This is a genomic window from Kitasatospora sp. NPDC058243, from assembly GCF_042882025.1.
GTDB lineage: Bacteria > Actinomycetota > Actinomycetes > Streptomycetales > Streptomycetaceae > Kitasatospora.
In genome coordinates this window covers 1-18,494 of the sequence record NZ_JBHVWW010000108.1, presented here as the reverse complement: position 1 = coordinate 18,494, position 18,494 = coordinate 1, and the positions used below count along the sequence as shown (strand labels likewise).

Genomic DNA, 18,494 nt, shown 5'->3' with positions numbered 1-18,494 from the left:
GCTCCCGGTCGCACGACCGGAGGCCGTGGCACGCCGGGCGGGGTCTGCCGAGCCGTACGTGCCGTCTCACCGGGACGTGCGTGTCCGTAGCCGATTCCGCAGCCGCCCCCGTGGCGGCAGTTCGCAGCAGTGAGGGAAGACAGCAGGATGACCACCGTCAACACCGGCGCGCCGGGTGCCGCCGACGAACCGACCGGGCAGCACGCTGCCGCCACCGTCGACCAGCGGGCGGCTGACGTCCGCCCCGTCCGTCCCGTCCGTCCCTCGCGGGTCGCGCGGGTGCGCCGGGGGATAGGCATGGTGGCCGTGATCGTGGCCGGTGCGGGTGTGATCGGCGTCGGCCCCGGCGTCAGCCCCGCGGCCGCCGAGTCGGCACCGGCGCACGCCGGGTGGGACGGCTCGCGGTACTGGTTCAAGAACAGTCAGGGGCAGTGGCGCTGGACCACGCACTACGACGTGTACGTGGCGCGGACAGGGGGCGGATCCTCCTCCGCGGCGAAGCCCCCGTCGACGGGTGCGAAGTCGAGCGGCGGGATCAAGCAGGGGTGGGACGGGTCGCGGTACTGGTTCAAGAACAGCAAGGGGGAGTGGCGCTGGACCACGCACTACGACGTGTACGTGGCGCGGACGGGCGGCGGGTCCCCGTCGTCGTCCGGATCGTCCGGATCGTCCGGGTCGTCCTCGTCGGGTTCGTCGGGTTCGTCGGGCTCGGCCGCCGGCGCGGTGGCGGGTGACCAGGGCATCGAGTCCGCCGTGCAGTTCGCGCTGAGCCAGCTGGGCAAGCCGTTCCGGACCGCGGGCAACGGGCCGGACGGGTACGACTGCTCGGGCCTCGTGCAGCAGGCCTTCCGGCGCGGCGGGGTGAACCTGCCGCGGGTGGCCAACGACCAGTACGCGGCGACCACGCCCATCAGTGCCGGCCAGCTGCGCCGGGGCGACCTGCTGTTCTGGTCTCCCAACGGCACCAAGCGGGGCATCCAGCACGTGGCGATCTACCTGGGCAACAACCAGTACGTCGAGGCGGCGCGGCCGGGGACGCTGATCCGGATCTCGGGGATCAGCAGCGGCTACTACCCGTCGTACATGGGCCGGCCGTAGGCCGAGTGCTAGACAAGTGGGCGGGGGCGTTCGGGAGTTGTGGCCCGGGTGCCCCTGTTCGAGGCGGGCTGGGGCCGCCCGGCCGGCCTGGTCCGCCCGGCCCGCCCGGCGCCGCCGGGCAGTGGCTGGTCAGAGGTCGGTCGGGCGGGGGAGGGCGCCACGGGCGCCCAGGGCGGTGACGGCGAACGCGCCGGCGGCCACAGCGGTGGCGGCCGCGGCGGGGAGGGAGGCGCCGCGGGCGAGTCCGGCGGCGAGGGCGCCGCAGAAGACGTCGCCGGCACCGGTGGTGTCGACGACCTGGACGGCGGGGGCGGGGAGTCGGGCCGACCGTCCCTCGGTGGCGACCAGCGCGCCCTCGCCGCCGAGGGTGAGCACGACGCCGTCGGCGCGGCGGGCGAGGGCCCGGGCCGCCTCCTCGACGGTGGGGGCGCCGGTCAGCTGGCGGGCCTCGACGGCGTTGGCGACGACCAGGGGGCGGCGCCCCGTCGGACCGGTGTCGGGGAGCGAGCCGGCCGGGGCGGCGTTGTGCACCCAGTGGGTGCCGTCGGCCGGCAGGGCGGCGGCGGTCGCGCGGATGCACTCCTCGGGGACCTCGCCGCTGGTGAGGAGCACGTCGACGGGGAGCAGGTGCAGGCGGGCGAGTGCGGCGGTGACCTCGGCGGCGGTCAGGTGGGCGTTGGCGCCGGGGACGACGACGATGCTGTTCTCGCCGGCGGGGTCGACCATGACGATCGCCTGTCCGGTCGGCGCGTCGGGGTGGGTGAGCACGGAGCCCGTCTCGACCTCCGCGCCGCGCAGGTCGGTGAGCGCGGCTTCGCCGTCGGCGTCGCGTCCGACCTTCGCGACCAGGTGGGCGGCGGCGCCCATGCGCGCCGCCGCCACCGCCTGGTTCGCGCCCTTGCCGCCGAACCCCTGGGTGGCGGCGGTGGCGAGGACGGTCTCGCCGGGGGCGGGGAGGACGGGGCAGCGGAGGATGCGGTCGGCGTTGACCGAGCCGATGACGATGACGCGGCCGACTGGGAGCAGCTTCATCGTTCCTCTGTACGTGCTGGGGTGCGCGCGGCGCAAGCGGGCGCAAGCGGGCGCTGGGGGGCGCGCGAGGGGCGCGGGGAAGAATATGTCGACCGGTCTACTGAATTATGCAGACCGGTCTAGAGATTGCCGGGAGAAATCTGTCGGTCGGTCTACATAGTCGGGTGGAGGGGGTGATGCGAGGTGATCTGGGGTGATGATGGCGCACGGGAAGTCGGGCAGGCCGACTTTCTGTGCGCGCAGGGTGTGAGCAGGGTGCAACTTTGATGTAGACCGGTCTACATATTTCTCCCGGAAGGCGGCTGGCCTGGGCACATGCCCCTGTCAAGGGGCGGGGTGGGGCGCAACGGCGGGCGCGGCGGGGAGGTATGGGGAGCGGCGTGGCGCGGGTACCACCACGGGTGGCGCTGGTTCGGCCGACGGGGGCGCTGCCCGGTGCGAACGGCATCGGGGCAAGTCGAGGGCAGGGGACGTTGTGATCGTCTGGGTCAATGGCACATTCGGGGCGGGCAAGACGAGTGCCTGCCGCGAGCTGGTGGAACTGCTGCCCGGGAGCGTGCTCTTCGATCCCGAGCTGGTGGGCTTCGGCCTGCGCCGGATGCTCCCGGCCGACCGGCTGGCGACGGTGTCCGACTTCCAGGACCTGGCGGCCTGGCGCCGGCTCGTCCCCGAGACGGCGGCCGCGCTGCTCAGTGAGGTCGCGGGCCCGTTGGTGGTCCCGATGACCCTGCTCAGGGAGGACTACCGGGACGAGATCTTCGGCGACCTCGCCTCCCACGGCATAGCGGTGCACCACTTCGTCCTGGACCCAGAAGAAACGATCCTGCGTCACCGCATCGCCCACCGCGACGAGTGCCCGGGAGATCCGGAGGCCAGCGAGCGGGTCCGCATGTGGTGCTTCGAGCACGTGGCCCGCTACCGGGCCGCCCGGCGCTGGCTGGTCGAGGACGCCCGGATGCTCGACACCAGCGAGCTCACCCCCCGCGAGACCGCCCACCGGATCGCCGAACTGGTCCGCGTCGGCGCCGCCCGCTGCCCGATCGTCCAGACCCCCGACCCGACCGGGGACACCGTGGCCTCCGCGGTCCTGTTCTTCGACGAACAGGACCGCGTCCTGCTGGTCGACCCGGTCTACAAACCCGACTGGGACTTCCCCGGAGGCGTGGTCGAACGCGGTGAGGCCCCCACCGACGCGGCCCTGCGCGAGACCGCCGAGGAACTGGGCCTGCGGCTCGACCCGACCGGGCTGCGCCTGCTCGCCGTCGACTGGGAGCCGCGCACCGGCCCGCGCCGCGGCGGCCTGCGCCTGATGTACGACGGCGGCCAACTGGACGCCGCCGCCCGCCAGAACCTGCTGCTCCAGGCGGAGGAGCTGCGCGACTGGCGCTTCGTCACCCTGGACGAGGCCGCCGACCTGCTGCCCCCGAGCCGCTACCGCCGCCTCGCCGCCGCCCTGGACGCCCGCCGCAGCGGCGAGTTGCGCTACCTGGAGGCGGGCCGCCGGGTCGCGCTCGGCCTGGCCAGCACAGCGGACGCGGCGTAGCCGCCCGGGGGGCCTGACGAGCCCGGGTGCCTGACGAGCCCGGGCGCCTGACGAGCCCGGGTGCCGGGCGGTCCAGAGGTGTTGGCCGCCGCCCACAGGTGTTGGCCGCTGTCCCGGGGCGTTGGCCGCCCCCCAGGCGTTGGCCGCAGCCCCCGGGAGTTGGCTGATGGCCCGGCAGGGGCGGGAGGATGGGGGCATGCCGTTCACACTGAGCCACCCCGCCGCCGTCCTGCCCCTGCTGCGCGCCGCCGGGGAGCGCGGGCCGCTGGTCGCCTCGGCGCTGGTCGCCGGATCGATGGCGCCCGACGTCCCGTTCTTCGCCGAGTCGCTGCTGCCCGGGGTGTACGGCCACGGCGGTCTGACGCACCGCTGGTGGGCCGTGCCGACGCTGGACGTGGCGATCGCGGGCGCGCTGGTGGCCGGTTGGCACGGTCTGCTGCGCGCGCCGCTGGTGGCGCTGCTGCCCGACCGGTGGGCGGGCGCGGCCGAGGCACTGACGGTCCGGCGGCCCGCCGGAGGCGGGGCGGGTACGGGGGCGGCGTGGTTCGCGGCGTCGGCGGCGATCGGTGCGGCCACCCACGTCGGGTGGGACGCGTTCACCCACGAGGGCCGGCTGGGTGTCCGGCTGCTGCCGGTGCTGGACCGGGAGGTGGCCGGGGTTCCGCTCTACTCGGCGCTGCAGTACGGCAGTTCGGCGCTGGCCCTGGCCGCGATGGCGGGCTGGGCGGTGCGGGCGGTGCGGGGCGTGGAGCCGGTCCGCCCGGCCGTGGCACTCGCTCCCCGGGCGCGCCGGGCCGCCGTCGCGGCCCTGGGCGCGGCGACGGCGGCCGGAGTGCTGCACCGGCTGGCCCCGCTGCGGCGGAACCTGATCCCGGAGTTCTGCTTCGGCGCCGGGGCCGGGCTCGCGGTGGGCGCGGTCGGTTACGCGGTGGTGACGGGTGCCGCCCGCAGGTTCCGGGGCGGGCGGCCGGTGCCGGGGACCGTCGACGGCGGTCCCCGGACCAACGCGCGTCAGACCGAGCGCAGTTCGGCGTAGCGGCGGAGGAACAGGGCCTCGGAGAGGGCCATCCGCTCCAGTTCCTGCGGGTCGACGCTCTCGTTGACCGCGTGGATCTGGGTGGTCGGCTCCTCGACGCCGATCAGCACGATCTCGGCCTTCGGGTAGAGCGAGCGCAGCGTGTTGCAGAGCGGGATCGAGCCGCCCTCGCCGGAGGCGACCATCTCGGTGCCGAAGGCCTCGGCCATGGCCTCGCCCATCGCCTCGTACGCCGGGCCGGTGGTGTCGGCGTTGAACGGGGCACCGGTGCCCTGGCGTTCGACGGTCAGACGGGCGCCGAGCGGGACCTGCGCCTCCAGGTGGGCGACCAGCGCGTCCTGGGCGGCGGTCGGGTCGTTGCCCGGCGGGACGCGCAGGCTGACCAGGGCCTTGGCGGCGGCCTGGACGGAGGAGGTGGCGCCGATCACCGGCGGGGCGTCGATGCCGAGGACGGTGATCGCGGGGCGGGCCCACAGGCGGTCGGCGATGGTGCCGGTGCCGGTCAGGGCGACGCCGTCGAGCACCTTGGCGTCGGAGCGGAACTGCTCCTCCGGGTACTGGACACCGCTCCAGGTCTGGCCGCCGGTCAGTCCGGCCACCGCGACGTCGCCGTGCTCGTCGTGCAGCGAGGCGAGCATCCGGACCAGCGACTGCAGCGCGTCCGGGGCGGCGCCGCCGAAGGCGCCGGAGTGCAGGTTGCCGGCCAGGGTGGTGACCGCGACCTCGACGACCGTCATGCCGCGCAGCGAGGCGGTCACGGTGGGCAGGCCGGGGGCGAAGTTGCCGGTGTCGCCGATGATGATGGCGTCGGCGGCGAGCAGTTCGGGGTGGGCCTCGGCGTAGCGCTCCAGGCCGCCGGTGCCCTGCTCCTCCGAGCCCTCGACGATGATCTTCAGGCCGACCGGGTAGCCGTCGCCGTACGCCTGCCGCAGCGCCCGCAGGGCGGTCAGGTGCATCAGGATGTTGCCCTTGCAGTCGGCGGCGCCGCGCCCGTACCAGCGGCCGTCACGCTCGGTCAGTTCGAAGGCGGGGCTGAGCCAGGCGTTCTCGTCGAGCGGGGGCTGGACGTCGTAGTGCGAGTAGAGCAGCACGGTCGGCGCGCCCTGGGGGCCGGGCAGTTCGGCGTAGACGGACTGGGTGCCGTCCGGGGTGTCCAGCAGTTGGACGTTGGTCAGGCCTTCGGCGGCGAAGGCGTCGGCGACCCAGCGGGCGGCCTTCTCGCACTCCTCGACCGGGAACTGGCGCGGGTCGGCGACCGAGGGGAAGGCGACCAGTTCGGCGAGGTCGGTGCGGGCACGGTCCATCAGGGACCGGACGGCGTCGGCCAGCGGCTGTGACATCGGGGCTCCGAGGGGAAGGCTTCGCCCGAGGGGTGGTGCGGGCGGAGGGGGCGGTTTGGGTACCGCCGATCATAGGCGGACTCGAACAGTCCGATCGGGTGGTTTTACCCGGCGATCCCGCCCGGCGCACCGTCTGGTGGATCGGTCCGATGGATCGCCCCGGGCTCGGCCTGGGTTCGATCTGGGTTCGGTCTGGCGTTCGGGGCGGCGCGGCCAGCGGCGGGTCCGGCGGACGCATAGGATTGCTCGACGTGACTGACTCCGGAAGCTCCGATTCCCGCAGCCCACTCGACACCGAGGCCTCGCCGCTCGACGCCGAGGTGTCCGGACGGCCGTCAGGCCGGTCGTCAGGTCAGCCGTCAGGCGAGGCGTCCGAGGGGACGCCCGAGACGGTGTCCGAGACCGGGACGGTGCCCGAGGCCGGGACCGAGACGGTGTTCGAAGCCGCGACCGAGGCTGGGACCGAAGCCGAGACCGAAGCCGAGACCGCGCCGAGGGCCGGCCGGTCGGCGCCCGAGCCGCTCGACGGCGTCTGGGACGTCGTGGTGGTCGGCGCCGGACCGGCCGGAGCCTCGGCCGCGCACGCCGCCGCCGTCCAGGGCCGGCGGGTGCTGCTCCTCGACAAGGCCGAGCACCCCCGTTACAAGACCTGCGGCGGCGGCATCATCGGCCCGTCCCGGGACAGCCTGCCGCCCGACTTCCGGCTGCCGTTGCAGGACCGCGTGCACGCCGTCACCTTCGCCTACGACGGGCGGTTCACCCGGACGCGTCGGTCCCGGCGGATGCTGTTCGGCCTGGTCAACCGGGACGAGTTCGACCTGCGCCTGGTGCAGGCGGCCAAGCAGGCCGGGGCGGTGCTGGTCACCGGAGTGACCGTCACCGGCGTCGAGCAGCGCGGCGGCGAGCACCGGACGGCGCTGGTGACGGCCGCCGACGGGCGCACCTTCGAGGCGCGCGCGGTGGTCGGCGCGGACGGCAGCGCGAGCCGGATCGCCCGGCACGTCGGCGTCACCTTCGACCAGATCGACCTCGGCCTGGAGGCGGAGATCCCCGTCCCGCCGCAGGTCGCCGCGGACTGGTCGGGCCGGATCCACCTCGACTGGGGCCCGCTGCCCGGCAGTTACGGCTGGGTGTTCCCGAAGACCGAGTCGAGCAGCCTGACCGTCGGCGTCATCTCGGCGCGCGGCGACGGCGAGCGGACCAAGCAGTATCTCGCCGACTACATCCGGCGGTTGGGGCTGTCCGGCTTCACCCCGAGCGTGGAGTCCGGGCACCTGACCCGCTGCCGGGCCGAGGACTCGCCGCTCTCCCGCGGCCGGGTGCTGGTCGCCGGGGACGCGGCCGGACTGCTGGAGCCGTGGACCCGTGAGGGCATCTCGTACGCGCTGCGCTCGGGCCGGCTGGCCGGCGAGTGGGCGGTGAAGGTCGCGGAGGCGGGCAAGGCGGCGGACGTGCGGCGCGAGGCGCTGAACTACGCGTTCGCCATCAAGGCCGGGCTGGGCGTGGAGATGCGCGCCGGCAAGCAGCTGCTGGGCGCCTTCGAGCGGCGCCCGTACCTGTTCCACGCGGCGGTCTGCCTGGTGGCGCCGGCCTGGCGGGCCTTCGCCCGGACCACCCAGGGGCACACCTCCTTCGCGCAGGTGCTCCGGCAGTACCGGGCGGCCAGGAAGCTGGCGGCGATGGCGTCCCGGTGACGGGAGGCCCTGGAAGCGGGTGCGGCCCTGGGGGCCCTGGAGGCCCGTCGGGCACCTGAGGCACCTGGGGCACCTGAGGCGCGGGCCGGCGCTCCGTTGTTCTCGGAGCGCCGGTCCTTGCTGCCCCACCGGCCCAACGGGCCGTGCCCTCCGGCTATTTGAGCCCGGAGTCGAGTGCGTTGATGAGCGTGCCGGAGGGAGTGTCGCCGGACATCTCCCAGATCATGCCGCCGAGCAGGTTCTTCGACTTGAGGTAGGCCGTCTTCTGGGCGATCGACCAGGCGTCGTCGAAGGTCCACCACTGGCCGCCGGCTCCGGTGTAGCCGTACGTAGCAATGGACTTGGGGTCGTGGTACACGGTCAGGTTGGGGACGCCGGTGATGAGGTTGTTGTAGCCGCGGGTGCCGGCCTCCTCGCTGAACTGGCCCGGGGCCGCGCCGTTCGCGGACTGCCACACGCCGGAGGCGCCGCCGTCCGCCACGCCCTGCCAGCCGCGCCCGTAGAACGGGAAGCCGATGGTGAGCTTGCGCGGGTTGACCCCGGCGCCGAGGTAGGTCTGGACCGCCGCGTCCACGCTGAAGTGGAAGTTGTACGGGTCGTTCGGGTCGGCGTAGAGGTTGGCCTGGGGGCCGGTGCGGTTGGGCTCCCAGGAGTTGTCGCTGCCGGAGCCGTGGAAGTCGTAGCCCTGGACGTTGGCGATGTCCAGCGAGCTGAAGATCTTCGTGAGGTCCCAGCCCGCGGCGACCTTCGCCGGGTCGGCCGGGGTGAAGGCGGTGAGCAGCTTGTGCGAGCCGCCCAACGCGTCGAGCTGCTTGCGGAATTCGGCCAGCAGCAGGGTCAGGTTGCCCTTGTCGTTGGCGCTCCAGTGGTTGCCGGCGTGGCCGTCGGCGGAGCCGGGCCACTCCCAGTCGAGGTCGATGCCGTCGAAGATCCCGGCCGCCACGCCGTCGCCGCCGGCGCCGTTGTAGACCGGCAGGTTGCCCTTGATCCACACGTCGAGGCAGGACTTGACGAACTTCTGGCGGGAGGCGTCGGTGGCGGCGACGTCCGAGAAGTACTTGGAGTACGTCCAGCCGCCGAGTGAGACGACCACCTTCAGGTTCGGGTACTTGGCCTTCAGCTTCTTCACCTGGTTGAGGTTGCCGCGGAGTTTGCCCCAGCCGTCGTCGGCCACGCCGTCCACCGACTGGTCGGCGCTCATCGGGCGGGCGTAGTCGGCGTCGGCGTCACCGGCGCCGGTGCCCTGGTCCGGGTCCTGCGGGTTGGCGGTGGTGCCCTTGGTGACGCCCGCCAGGCAGGTCAGGTTGACCGGATCGATGTTCTCGAAGGCGTAGTTGACGACGTCGAGCTTGGCCGCGCTGCCGGAGGTGTCGAGGTTCTTGACGAAGTACTGGCGGCCGTAGATGCCCCACTGGACGAAGTAGCCGACCCGGGCGTACTTTCCGGCGCCGACCAGGTCCGAGGTGGTGGCGGTGAGCGGGACGGAGGCGGGCGAGGCGTTGTCGGCGGGGTCGCGGGCCTTCACGGTGAACGTGTAGGTGGTGGACGGGGACAGGCTGCCGACCGTCGCGGTCAGGGTGCCGCCGCCGACCGTCGACACCAGCGTGCCGCCCTGGTAGACGTCGTACGCGGCGACCCGGACGTTGTCGGTCGCGGCGTTCCAGACGAGCGTGACGTCTGACGAACTGACCGCCGTGGTACGGAGGTTGGTCGGCGCGGTGGGCGGGACCGGGTCGGTCGACGGGTCGAAGGTGGCGGCGGTGACGGGCGCGCTGAGTGGTCCGGTGTTGCCGCGGCTGTCCTTGGCCCGGACGGTCAGCGTGTACGTGGTGGCCGGGGTGAGCCCGGTGAGCAGGGCACTGGTGGTGGTGCTGGAGCCGACCACGGTGGCGCCGTTGAGCACGTCGTAGGAGATGACCGGGAAGTCCCCGCCGGTGGCGACCGGCCAGGTCAGGGCGAGCGTGTGCGCGGTGGACTCGGTGACCGCCGGGGTGCCCGGCGCGGACGGCGGGACGTCGGCGGTGCCGTCGCACTTGTCGCCGTTGATGCGGCAGTTGGTGGGGGTGGCGACCGGGCCGTTGCCGACGAACCAGAAGCTGTACGGCTCGGTGGTGGTGTGGGCGTTGACGGTGGCGTTGTAGAACGCGTTGGTCGCGGTGACGTGCTGGCCGTTGACGGTGGCGGTGCCGTTGTAGCTGTTGCCGATGGTGACGCCGGCAGGCAGGTCGAACTCCAGGGTCCAGCCGGTCACGGCGGTGGCGTTGTCGTTGTGGACGATGTAGGTGCCCTGCCACCAGGAGCCGTTGTTGGCGGTGGTGAAGGCGGCGGTGAGCTTTCCGGCGGCGTTCGCCGGGGCGGCCAGCGCGGTGAGCGCGGCGAGGGGCAGGAGCAGGACGGAGAGCAGTGCCAGCAGTCTGCTGCGCACGCGCGGGCGCCTGGCCCGGGATCGAGCGGACATGGTTCTCCCTGTGACTGTGGGGGTTGAACAGGGTGACGTAGAACCGCTGTGCTTGGTGCGTGTGCGATGGGTGCCCGCGCCGTGGGGAGGCGGGGCATGGGCACTGTAGGAGGACTGGACCAATGCGTCAACAGGTCTGTACCACTGGGGAGTTGGGGGATTCGTCGGGGTGGCGCGGGCCGGTCGGGGGCTGCGGGGGCGAACAGGTGACAACTTTCAGATAACAGATAACAGATGTTGAAATCTGTTATCTGTTACTTGTCACCTGTTCGCCCCCGTCAGCTCGTCCCCGAGCGGGCTGCGCAGGTACAGCACCGAGCGGCCGTGCCGGGCCCGGGTGACCAGGCCGGTGGCGGCGAGGACGGACAGGTGCTGGCTGACCGCGCCGGGGGTGACGCCCAGCCGGTAGGCGAGGTCGGTGGTGGAGGCGGGTTCGGCGAGCAGGGCCAGCAGTCGGGCCTTCGGCGCGCCGACCAGCGCCTCCAGCGCCCGCGGCGGCACCGGCGTCCCCGGGCCGGCCATGCCCGCCTGGCCGCGCGCCGGGTAACTGATCTGCGGCGCACGCTCGTTGCTGATCATCGTGATCGCGCCGCGGGCGAAGAAGGTCGGGATGAGGACGAGGCCGCGGCCGTCCACGGCGGTCTCCGCGTCCCAGTCCGTCCACCGGCGGTTGATCGACAGGACGCCGTCCTCCCAGTGCAGCCGGTGGTCCAGGTCGGCGAAGAGCGCCGCCGCGCCGTGCTGGGAGAGCAGCCGGGCCCGGTAGACCAGGTCGGCGTCCAGGACCGCACGGGCCTGCGGCCACCAGGACGGCGCGAGGCAGACCTCCCAGTACTCCTCCAGCGCGTCGGCGATCCGCTGCAACAGCCGCGCCGGGTCGGCCAGTCCGGCGGCGAGCGCGGCGGGCAGGGGCCGCCCGTGCGGCAGGAAGACCTGCTCCAGTTCGGGGCGCAGCTGCTCCGGCGGCAGCGCGCGGACGGTGGCCAGCTCGGTGCGGAAGTCGGCGGCGGGCGAGGCCGGGCGGGGCGTCAGGAAGTCGGGGATCCAGCGGTTCCCGGCGATGAGTGACAGCAGCAGCGTGGAGTCCAGCCGTTCGAAGGCGGGCCGGAGCCGCTCGAAGGCCGGGGTCTGGAGCTGGTAGACCCCGGGGTGGGTCCACATGCGCAGGCTGAGCGAGGCCTCCTGGATCGGGGAGACGGCGAACCAGGTGGTGGCGAGGTCGGCCAGGCCGAGCGTGAAGCGGTGCACGGGGGGTGCTCTCCTGCGGCGCGGCGCATGGGCGCCGGGGCTGGGGCGCGTGGGGCGCGTGGTTTTAGCCAGAGCCTAAAGGAGTACCGGACCCGGGCCGTCGGGCGGTGTGATCAGCACATGACCACCACCTCGCCGGCGGAGACGTCCGGACCCGACCCCGCCATGCCCGGAGGCGCCGCCATCACGGCAACCACCGCAAGCACCGCAGACACCGCAGACACCGCAACGATCGCAACGACCGCAGACCCCGGAGACACCGCAGACCCGCAGGCCGGCGGCGGGCTCGTCAGCGCCGTGCGACGGCGGCTGCACCCCGACCCGATGGTCCGGCGGCTGGCCGGGATCACTCTGGTCAACACGATCGGCAGCGGCCTGTCCCTGTCCGTCGCGGTGCTGTTCTTCACCCGGGTGCTCGGTCTGAGCCCCGCCCAGCTGGGGCTCGGGCTGACCGCCGCCGGCCTGTGCGGCGTCGTCGCGAGCGTGCCGGCCGGGCGGGCCGCCGACCGTTGGGGTGCCCGGCCGGTGCTGGTCGTGCTGGTCGCAGTGCAGGCGGTCGGCACCGCCGGGTACACGCTCGTGCACAGCTATCCGGCCTTCGTGGTGCTGGCCTGCGGGGTCGCGGCCGTCGACCGCGGGTCCGCCGCCGTGCGGAACGCGCTCTACGCCGAGGTGCTGCCGCCCGACCGCCGGGTGGCGGGCCGGGCCTACCTGCGGGTGGTGACCAACGTGGGCATCTGCTTGGGGACGGCCGTCGGCGCGATCGCGCTCCAGGTGGACACCAAGCCGGCCTATCTGACGGCGATTCTGGCCGACGCCGCTTCCTTCGTGGTCGTCGCCGTGCTGTTCCACCGCCTCCCCGCCCACCGCCTCCCCGCCCACGCGCACCCGGCCCCGGTCGCGCCGTCCGCGGAACCGGGGGACGGCGGTGCCCGGCGGGGCAAGCGGCGCAATCCGGCGCTGCGGGACGGCCCGTTCCTGGTCGTGACGGTGCTGAACGCGGTCCTCGCCCTGCAGTTCGCCGTCCTGGAGGTCGGCGTGCCGCTGTGGATCGTCCATGACACCGAGGCGCCCCGGATCACCGTCGCGGGCACCCTGATCGTCAACACCCTGCTGGTGATCGCCCTTCAGGTGCGGGCCACCCGGGGGACGGAGGACCGCGCGACGGCAGCCCGGCTCTGCGGCCGCGGGGGGCTGCTGCTCGCCGCCTCGTGCCTGGTCGTCGGCCTCGCGCACGGCCTGCCCGCGCTCGTCGCCGCCGTGGTGGTGCTCGGCGGCATCGCACTGCAGTCGCTGGGCGAGGTGTTCGGCCAGGCCGGCGGCTGGGCGCTCAGCTACGACCTCGCGGGGGAGCGCGACCACGGCGCCTACCAGGGCGTGTACAACGCGGGTTCGGCGGCGTCGATGATGGCCGGTCCGGCCCTGGTCAGCACTGCCGTGATCGGGTTCGGTCTGGCCGGCTGGGCCGTCCTGGGTGCGGTGCTGGCGGCGGCGGGCCTGGCGATGGGCCCCGCCGTCCGGTGGGCCGGGCGACGGGAAGGGGACGCCGAGGCTCGGTGACGCGGCTACTCCTGGACGAGCGTGAGGGCCTCGATCCCGATCAGCGCCTCGGGCGGGATTGGCTCTGGCCGAGGGGCGGGTGGGCGTGCCAGAGTCGTCCGGGCGTCGCCCGGGCACCCTGGGCGGCGCGGCAGTCCGACCCACCCTCAGCCGGAAGGCAGGCCCCGCCGATGACCAGCGCAGAGCCCCTCGTCCGCGTCACCACCGCCGACGCCGTCACCACGATCACCCTCGACTCGCCGCACAACCGCAACGCACTCTCCACCCGGCTGATGGCCGAACTGCACGCCGGTCTGGCGGTCGCCGCGGCCGACCCGGAGGTCCGGGCCGTGGTGCTCGGGCACACCGGCAAGGTGTTCTGCGCGGGTGCGGACCTGTCCGAGGCGACCGGCGCGGACCCGACGGTCGGCCCGCGCGGACTGGTCGAGCTGCAGCGGGCGATCGTCGACTGCACCAAGCCGGTGATCGCCGTGATCGACGGGCACGCCCGGGCCGGCGGCCTCGGCCTGATCGGCGCGGCGGACCTCGCCCTCGCCGGGCCGGCCGCGACCTTCGCGTTCACCGAGGTCCGGCTCGGCCTCGCGCCCGCCGTGATCTCGCTGCCGCTGCGCCCCAAGCTGGACCCGCGCGCCGCCTCCCGCTACTACCTCACCGGTGAGGTCTTCGACGCCGTCGAGGCCGCCCGAATCGGCCTGATCACCCGCGCCACCGAGTCCGCCGAGGACACCGGGGTCGTGTTGAAGGGCCTGCTGGACGCGCTGCGCCAGGGCTCCCCGCAGGGGCTGGCGGAGTCCAAGCGGCTGGCCAACGCCGAGGTGGTGCGGTCCTTCGAGCGGGACGCGGAGGGGCTGGTGGAGTTGTCGGCGCGGCTGTTCGGGTCGGCGGAGGCGCAGGAGGGGATGCGGGCGTTCCTGGAGAAGCGGCCCGCGCGCTGGGTGCGCTGAACCCGGGCCGCTCCACCCCCCCGGCCCCTGATCCCAGCGCGCGGCACGCTACCCGCGGCGCGTTACCCGCGGCGCGCTACGTGCAGCGCGGCCTCAGCCGATGACCGCGCTGGTCCGCCAGAGTTCGAGCAGCGCCTCGTCGCCGGCGAGTTCGACCTGCGCGGACCCGACCGGGAGCCGGTTCCACAGCAGCAGGTACAGGTCGTGGGCGGGGCCGGTGAGGGTGAGGTCGGCCGGTTCGGCGGTGCCGCCCGTGCCGACGGCCGGCGGCTCCTGGGTGATGGTCAGCTGCCAGGAGCCGGGGCCGTCGGTGGTCCGGACCCCGATGGTGCGGGTCCGTTCGCTGCGCAGCCGGGAGCGGCTGCTGGCCACGAAGCCGCCCAGCAGTTCGTCGATGCCGTCGAGGGCGAGAGCGGTGTCCACCCTGGGGCCCTCGGTGCCGGCCGCCGCGTCGGCGTCGGCGCGGTGGACGGCGGTCTCGTGCGCCTGGCGGCGGGCCCAGAACCTGAGCGGGCTGGGCGACGGCAGGAAGCTCCAGCACTCGACGTCGGCCGGGGCCCGGGTGAGCGTGTCCACCAGGGCGGCGTGGCCTTCGCGGAACCAGTCGAGCAGTGCCGCGTCGGACGGCGCCGGCCCGATCACGGCCCGCCTGCCGTCCTCGTCGAGGGGCGCGGGCAGGCCCTGGGAGGGGTAGGCGGCGGCCCAGCGGTGGACGTTTCCGACGTGCCTCAGCAGGTCGTTGAGGCTCCAGTCCGGGCAGGTCGGTACGGGGGCGGCGAGGTCGGTACGGGCGGCCGCTTCGGCGAGCAGGGTGCCCTCGCGGCGCAGGGCGTCGATGTGTTCGGTGATCTCCATGGGGGGAGTGTTGCACCGGAGCCCGCCGGCCGGTTGCGGTTTTCGGACCCGCCCGGGTGGAGGGTCGGGCCTGGCCGTGGGAGGCCGCAGGCCAGGGTGGGTGCGGGGCCGGTGTGATGTTGACCGCCCGGCGGCCGGCCGGACCCTACGGGCCGGTAACGTGAGGGCATGCCGATAACCCGTTCGCTGCTCTCCGCGGTCCGAGCCGGTGGCCGCCGTGCCGCCGGCCGCCTCGTCCACCGGGGCTGGCGCTGGGTGCAGAGGACCGGTGCGGTCACCCGGCAGAGCCCGGGCCCGTACCGGTTCGGCGAGTTGGGCGACGGTACGACGCTGGCGTTCCCGCTCGGCGCGGTCTTCAACGAGCAGTGGATCACCATCGGGCCGTTCTCGATCATCGGCGAGCGGGTCACCATCAGCGCCGGTTTCCTGCCCGGCCTCGACCTCGGGCCCGAGCCGATCGTACGGATCGGCGGCGGCTGTGTGATCGGCCGGGACAGCCACATCGTGGGCCACCAGTCGATCGTCCTCGGCGACGACGTGTGGACCGGGCCCGGCGTCTACATCTCCGACCAGGCGCACGAGTACCGGTCCACCGACCTGCCGATCGGCAAGCAGTGGCCGCGCAACGAACCGGTGGAGATCGGTGCCGGGAGCTGGATCGGCACCGGCGCGGTGATCCTGCCGGGGGCCCGGATCGGCCGCAACGTGGTGGTCGCGGCGGGCGCGGTGGTGCGCGGCGAGGTGCCCGACCACAGCGTGGTGGCCGGGGCGCCGGCCAAGGTGGTCCGCCGTTGGACGGCCGAGGAGGGCTGGCAGCCGCCGCTGCGCCACGACGCACCCCAGCCGGTGCCGGACGGCGTGACGGCGGAGCAACTGCGGGCCCTGGTGGGGTGGGACCTGCGGTTGCCGGGGGAGCAGGGCTGATGCACCCGCGCCGCCGTTCCCGGTGGGGCGGGTGCCGGTACGTCGCTATCGGACTGCGGGGGCCTGTTCGGCGGCGCGGGCGGCGATGGCGGCGGTGATCCGCAGGACGTCGGCGGGGCGGGCGGGGTCGAGGCCGGTGAGGGCGGCGATCCGGCGCAGCCGGTAGTCGACGGTGTTCGGGTGCAGGTGCAGGGCGCCCGCGGTGTGCCGCCGGTTGAGCCCGCCGGCCAGGTGGGTGCGCAGGGTGGTGAGCAACTCGCCGCCGTCGGCCAGTGGTTCGAGCAGTGCGGCGAGTCGGGAGCGGGCCTGGCTGGGGCGGGTGAGCTGGTATTCGAGCAGGACGTCGTCGAGCCGGTACAGGCCGGGTGGACGGTCGAACGCGCGGGCCACGTCCAGGACTTCGTACGCGAGCGCGGCCGCGCCCGGCACCTCGCAGGGTGCGGCGGACGCCGCCGCGGCCAGGACGGGGACGCCTCCGGCCCGGGCGGCCGCGGCGACGGTGGCGGCGAGGTGCTGCCACGGGAGTTCGGCGGGCGTGCCGGGGCGCCCGGACGCTCTCTCCGGCCGGAGGCCCGGCCGGGCCTCCGGGGGCGGCCCGAGCGGGACGAGCACGAGGCCGCCCGAGGGGGTGAGCGTGGTGATCGCCGACTGCCGTGTCCGGTGGTCGAGTTCGGCGACTAGCCGGCGGAGCTTGCGGCGGCCGGCGATGCCCGGGTCGACGCCGGGGGCGTGCTCGTCGGGGTGGTCGGCGACGGACAGGCACAGGACGGCGTACCGGGGCGGCAGTTGGAGCCCGGCCCGGGCGGCGGCCTCGTCCGCCGGGGTGCCGGCGAGCAGTGCGGTGAGCAGCGACTGCCGGGCGGCGCCGCGCCGGTCGCCGGTCGGGCGGCGTTCGTCGAGGTAGCCGGCGCCGGCGGCGGTGGTGGCCTGGCGGAGCTGGTCGAGCAGCAGCCGGTTGAGGACGAGCAGGTCGGCGGCGTCGCCGTCGCGGGCGTGCCGGGTGACGAACTCCCAGCAGACCTCCAGCCCGAGGTGGTGGGCGAGCAGGACGGCGTCCAGCGGCAGGCCCTCCTCGGCGCGGCGGGCGGCGGCCTCCCGGACGGCGGCGAACTCCTCGTCGGGGGCGGGGAGTCCGGTGCGGACGGCGTGGGCCAGGGCGCGGATCCGGCGCTCGGTGTCGCGGGTGAGTTCGCCGGTGAGCTGTTCGCGGGGCAGGCGGTGGTACACCGGCACGCGGTCCAGCAGGGCGGCGACCACGCTCTCGGCCAACTGGCGTACACCGCCCAGGAGTCGTTGGTCGGCCGGTCGGCCGCCGATCACCGGGACGCGCCAGCCGGGCGTGCGGTCGGCGGTGCGGTCGATGGTGTGGTCGGCGGTGCGGTCGGGCGCGCGAACGGTGGTGTGGTCGGGGACGGCGGTGGGCTCGGGCGCACGGACGGGTGTGCGGTCGGCTGCGGAGGGGGGCACGGAGGCGGGCGCGGAGTGCGGCTCGGAGCGGGGTGTGGCGTCGGGTGAGCGGCCGGGCGAGGCGGCGGGTGCGTTGTGACCGGTCACAGAGAACACCGTCCAGGTCTGGGGAACGCCCAAGGGCCGGGCCGGAGGGGCGACCGCATGATGGAGCCACTCGGGTTACCTGTTGGTAACAAACTTCCGCCGTGGAGGCAACAGTTGAGAACCCCACTTCTCCGCTTCTCCGCAACTCCCGTGCGCCGCAGGCTCGGCGGGGCCATCGGCGCGACCGTGCTGGCGGGCGCGATGCTGGCCGGCGCGTCGGCCGCCCCGGCGAGCGCCGTGACGTCCCCCTCCGTCGCGCCCGCCGCCGCCCGCTCCCTCAGCGCTGCCGCCACCTCCGCCGCCGCCGAACTGCCGCCCGACGGTGACTCGGTGGCCTCGCCGCCCGGCGCCAACGACTGGAACTGCCGCCCGAGCGCCGCCCACCCCGATCCGGTGGTCCTCGTGCACGGCACCTTCGCCAACCGCTACGAGAACTGGCTCGCGCTCTCCCCGCTGCTGAAGGGCCTCGGGTACTGCGTCTTCGCGCTCGACTACGGCACCATCCCAGGCATCACCTCCAGCGGCAGCGGCCTGCTGCTGCCGATCGGCGGCCTGGGCCCGGTGCCCGACTCGGCCGCCCAACTCGGGCGGTTCGTCGACCTGGTGCTGAAGGCCACCGGCGCGGCCAAGGTCGACATCGTCGGGCACTCGCAGGGCGGCATGCTGCCGAACTACTACCTGAAGTTCCTCGGCGGGGCCGCGAAGGTCGGCCGGCTGGTCGGCCTGGCGCCGTCCAACCACGGCACGACGCTCGACGGGATCACCAAGCTCGTGCCGTACTTCCCCGGCGTCGCGGACCTGATCTTCACCGTCTGCCAGGCCTGCCGCGACCAGGCGGTGGGCTCCGACTTCAACCGCACGATGGCCTCCCGCCCGGACACCGTGCCGGGCGTGAGCTACACGGTGATCTCGACCGTGTACGACGAGGTCGTCACCCCGTGGCGGACCCAGTTCCTGACCGGCCCGGCCGTCGACAACGAGGTGCTGCAGAACCACTGCCCGATCACGCTCGCCGAGCACGTGGCGATCGCGTTCTCGCCGACGGCGCTGCACCTGGTGACCAACGCCTTGGATCCGGCGCACGCCACACCGGTGTTCTGCGGCTGAGCCGCACCCACCGGAACGCTGCGGGCCCGGAGGAACCCCCCCCCGGACGCAAAGGTCCCGTGTCCGGGGGGCCATGTGCCCCGAAGCCCCTGTGTTTACGT

Annotated in this window: 14 protein-coding genes; 8 read left to right on the top strand and 6 right to left on the bottom strand. The window is 74.2% G+C overall.

Annotated features, from left to right (window positions below):
• Positions 1-147: 147 nt before the first annotated feature.
• Positions 148-1,098, top strand: a complete 951-nt coding sequence (locus tag ACFVX9_RS38220) for a C40 family peptidase (RefSeq protein ID WP_387986709.1) — start codon at positions 148-150, stop codon at positions 1,096-1,098.
• A 129-nt stretch (positions 1,099-1,227) separates the two neighbouring features.
• Here the strand turns inward: ACFVX9_RS38220 and ACFVX9_RS38215 are convergent, their stop codons facing one another.
• Positions 1,228-2,130 (bottom strand): PfkB family carbohydrate kinase, encoded by a 903-nt coding sequence (locus ACFVX9_RS38215; RefSeq protein WP_387986707.1) that lies wholly within the window; start codon positions 2,128-2,130, stop codon positions 1,228-1,230.
• A 475-nt stretch (positions 2,131-2,605) separates the two neighbouring features.
• On the opposite strand from ACFVX9_RS38215, the gene ACFVX9_RS38210 reads away from it, so the two are divergent.
• Together ACFVX9_RS38210 and ACFVX9_RS38205 are read left to right on the top strand one after the other, a co-directional pair.
• Positions 2,606-3,673, top strand: a complete 1,068-nt coding sequence (locus ACFVX9_RS38210) for an NUDIX hydrolase (RefSeq protein ID WP_063350148.1) — start codon at positions 2,606-2,608, stop codon at positions 3,671-3,673.
• 196 nt (positions 3,674-3,869) lie between these two features.
• On the top strand, positions 3,870-4,709 hold the full coding sequence (locus tag ACFVX9_RS38205; RefSeq protein ID WP_387986705.1) for a DUF4184 family protein: 840 nt from the start codon (positions 3,870-3,872) through the stop codon (positions 4,707-4,709).
• Here ACFVX9_RS38205 and ACFVX9_RS38200 read toward each other — a convergent pair.
• Positions 4,685-6,049 (bottom strand): dipeptidase, encoded by a 1,365-nt coding sequence (locus tag ACFVX9_RS38200; RefSeq protein ID WP_380430251.1) that lies wholly within the window; start codon positions 6,047-6,049, stop codon positions 4,685-4,687. The two genes, ACFVX9_RS38205 and ACFVX9_RS38200, sit on opposite strands and share 25 nt — an antisense overlap.
• Positions 6,050-6,441: 392 nt before the next feature.
• Between ACFVX9_RS38200 and ACFVX9_RS38195 the strand changes: the two genes are divergently transcribed.
• Entirely contained in the window at positions 6,442-7,743 is a 1,302-nt protein-coding gene (locus ACFVX9_RS38195) for a geranylgeranyl reductase family protein (protein WP_380379350.1), read from the top strand.
• Between the two features lie 154 nt (positions 7,744-7,897).
• On the opposite strand, the gene ACFVX9_RS38190 is transcribed toward ACFVX9_RS38195, so the two are convergent.
• Both ACFVX9_RS38190 and ACFVX9_RS38185 read right to left on the bottom strand, forming a co-directional pair.
• Positions 7,898-10,201, bottom strand: coding sequence for a glycosyl hydrolase family 18 protein (locus ACFVX9_RS38190; protein WP_387986702.1), 2,304 nt, complete (start codon positions 10,199-10,201; stop codon positions 7,898-7,900).
• Between the two features lie 261 nt (positions 10,202-10,462).
• Positions 10,463-11,449 (bottom strand): ArsR/SmtB family transcription factor, encoded by a 987-nt coding sequence (locus ACFVX9_RS38185; protein WP_380379329.1) that lies wholly within the window; start codon positions 11,447-11,449, stop codon positions 10,463-10,465.
• Between the two features lie 120 nt (positions 11,450-11,569).
• On the opposite strand from ACFVX9_RS38185, the gene ACFVX9_RS38180 reads away from it, so the two are divergent.
• On the top strand, positions 11,570-13,009 hold the full coding sequence (locus ACFVX9_RS38180; RefSeq protein ID WP_387986698.1) for an MFS transporter: 1,440 nt from the start codon (positions 11,570-11,572) through the stop codon (positions 13,007-13,009).
• Positions 13,010-13,179: 170 nt separating this feature from the next.
• Positions 13,180-13,953: an enoyl-CoA hydratase family protein gene (locus ACFVX9_RS38175; RefSeq protein WP_380379325.1), complete on the top strand. Its 774-nt coding sequence runs from the start codon at positions 13,180-13,182 to the stop codon at positions 13,951-13,953.
• Positions 13,954-14,046: 93 nt separating this feature from the next.
• On the opposite strand, the gene ACFVX9_RS38170 is transcribed toward ACFVX9_RS38175, so the two are convergent.
• Positions 14,047-14,808: a maleylpyruvate isomerase family mycothiol-dependent enzyme gene (locus tag ACFVX9_RS38170; RefSeq protein ID WP_380379324.1), complete on the bottom strand. Its 762-nt coding sequence runs from the start codon at positions 14,806-14,808 to the stop codon at positions 14,047-14,049.
• 168 nt (positions 14,809-14,976) lie between these two features.
• Between ACFVX9_RS38170 and ACFVX9_RS38165 the strand changes: the two genes are divergently transcribed.
• Positions 14,977-15,732 carry an acyltransferase gene (locus ACFVX9_RS38165; RefSeq protein ID WP_380379322.1) on the top strand — a complete coding sequence of 252 codons (756 nt, stop codon included), beginning with the start codon at positions 14,977-14,979 and terminating at the stop codon, positions 15,730-15,732.
• 45 nt (positions 15,733-15,777) lie between these two features.
• Here the strand turns inward: ACFVX9_RS38165 and ACFVX9_RS38160 are convergent, their stop codons facing one another.
• A complete protein-coding gene (locus ACFVX9_RS38160; protein ID WP_387986694.1) occupies positions 15,778-17,286 on the bottom strand; it encodes a helix-turn-helix domain-containing protein in 1,509 nt (502 codons plus the stop codon).
• A gap of 201 nt (positions 17,287-17,487) precedes the next feature.
• Between ACFVX9_RS38160 and ACFVX9_RS38155 the strand changes: the two genes are divergently transcribed.
• Complete coding sequence (locus ACFVX9_RS38155; protein WP_387986711.1) at positions 17,488-18,393, top strand: esterase/lipase family protein; 906 nt, start codon at positions 17,488-17,490, stop codon at positions 18,391-18,393.
• Positions 18,394-18,494: the final 101 nt, after the last annotated feature.

What these genes read in the sequence shown, in the direction of transcription:
- ACFVX9_RS38220 (WP_387986709.1), top strand. Translation starts at nt 148, where the DNA reads ATGACCACCGTCAACACCGGCGCGCCGGGTGCCGCCGACGAACCGACC.
- ACFVX9_RS38215 (WP_387986707.1), bottom strand. Translation starts at nt 2,130, where the DNA reads ATGAAGCTGCTCCCAGTCGGCCGCGTCATCGTCATCGGCTCGGTCAAC.
- ACFVX9_RS38205 (WP_387986705.1), top strand. Translation starts at nt 3,870, where the DNA reads ATGCCGTTCACACTGAGCCACCCCGCCGCCGTCCTGCCCCTGCTGCGC.
- ACFVX9_RS38200 (WP_380430251.1), bottom strand. Translation starts at nt 6,049, where the DNA reads ATGTCACAGCCGCTGGCCGACGCCGTCCGGTCCCTGATGGACCGTGCC.
- ACFVX9_RS38190 (WP_387986702.1), bottom strand. Translation starts at nt 10,201, where the DNA reads ATGTCCGCTCGATCCCGGGCCAGGCGCCCGCGCGTGCGCAGCAGACTG.
- ACFVX9_RS38180 (WP_387986698.1), top strand. Translation starts at nt 11,570, where the DNA reads ATGACCACCACCTCGCCGGCGGAGACGTCCGGACCCGACCCCGCCATG.
- ACFVX9_RS38175 (WP_380379325.1), top strand. Translation starts at nt 13,180, where the DNA reads ATGACCAGCGCAGAGCCCCTCGTCCGCGTCACCACCGCCGACGCCGTC.
- ACFVX9_RS38170 (WP_380379324.1), bottom strand. Translation starts at nt 14,808, where the DNA reads ATGGAGATCACCGAACACATCGACGCCCTGCGCCGCGAGGGCACCCTG.
- ACFVX9_RS38165 (WP_380379322.1), top strand. Translation starts at nt 14,977, where the DNA reads ATGCCGATAACCCGTTCGCTGCTCTCCGCGGTCCGAGCCGGTGGCCGC.
- ACFVX9_RS38155 (WP_387986711.1), top strand. Translation starts at nt 17,488, where the DNA reads ATGCTGGCCGGCGCGTCGGCCGCCCCGGCGAGCGCCGTGACGTCCCCC.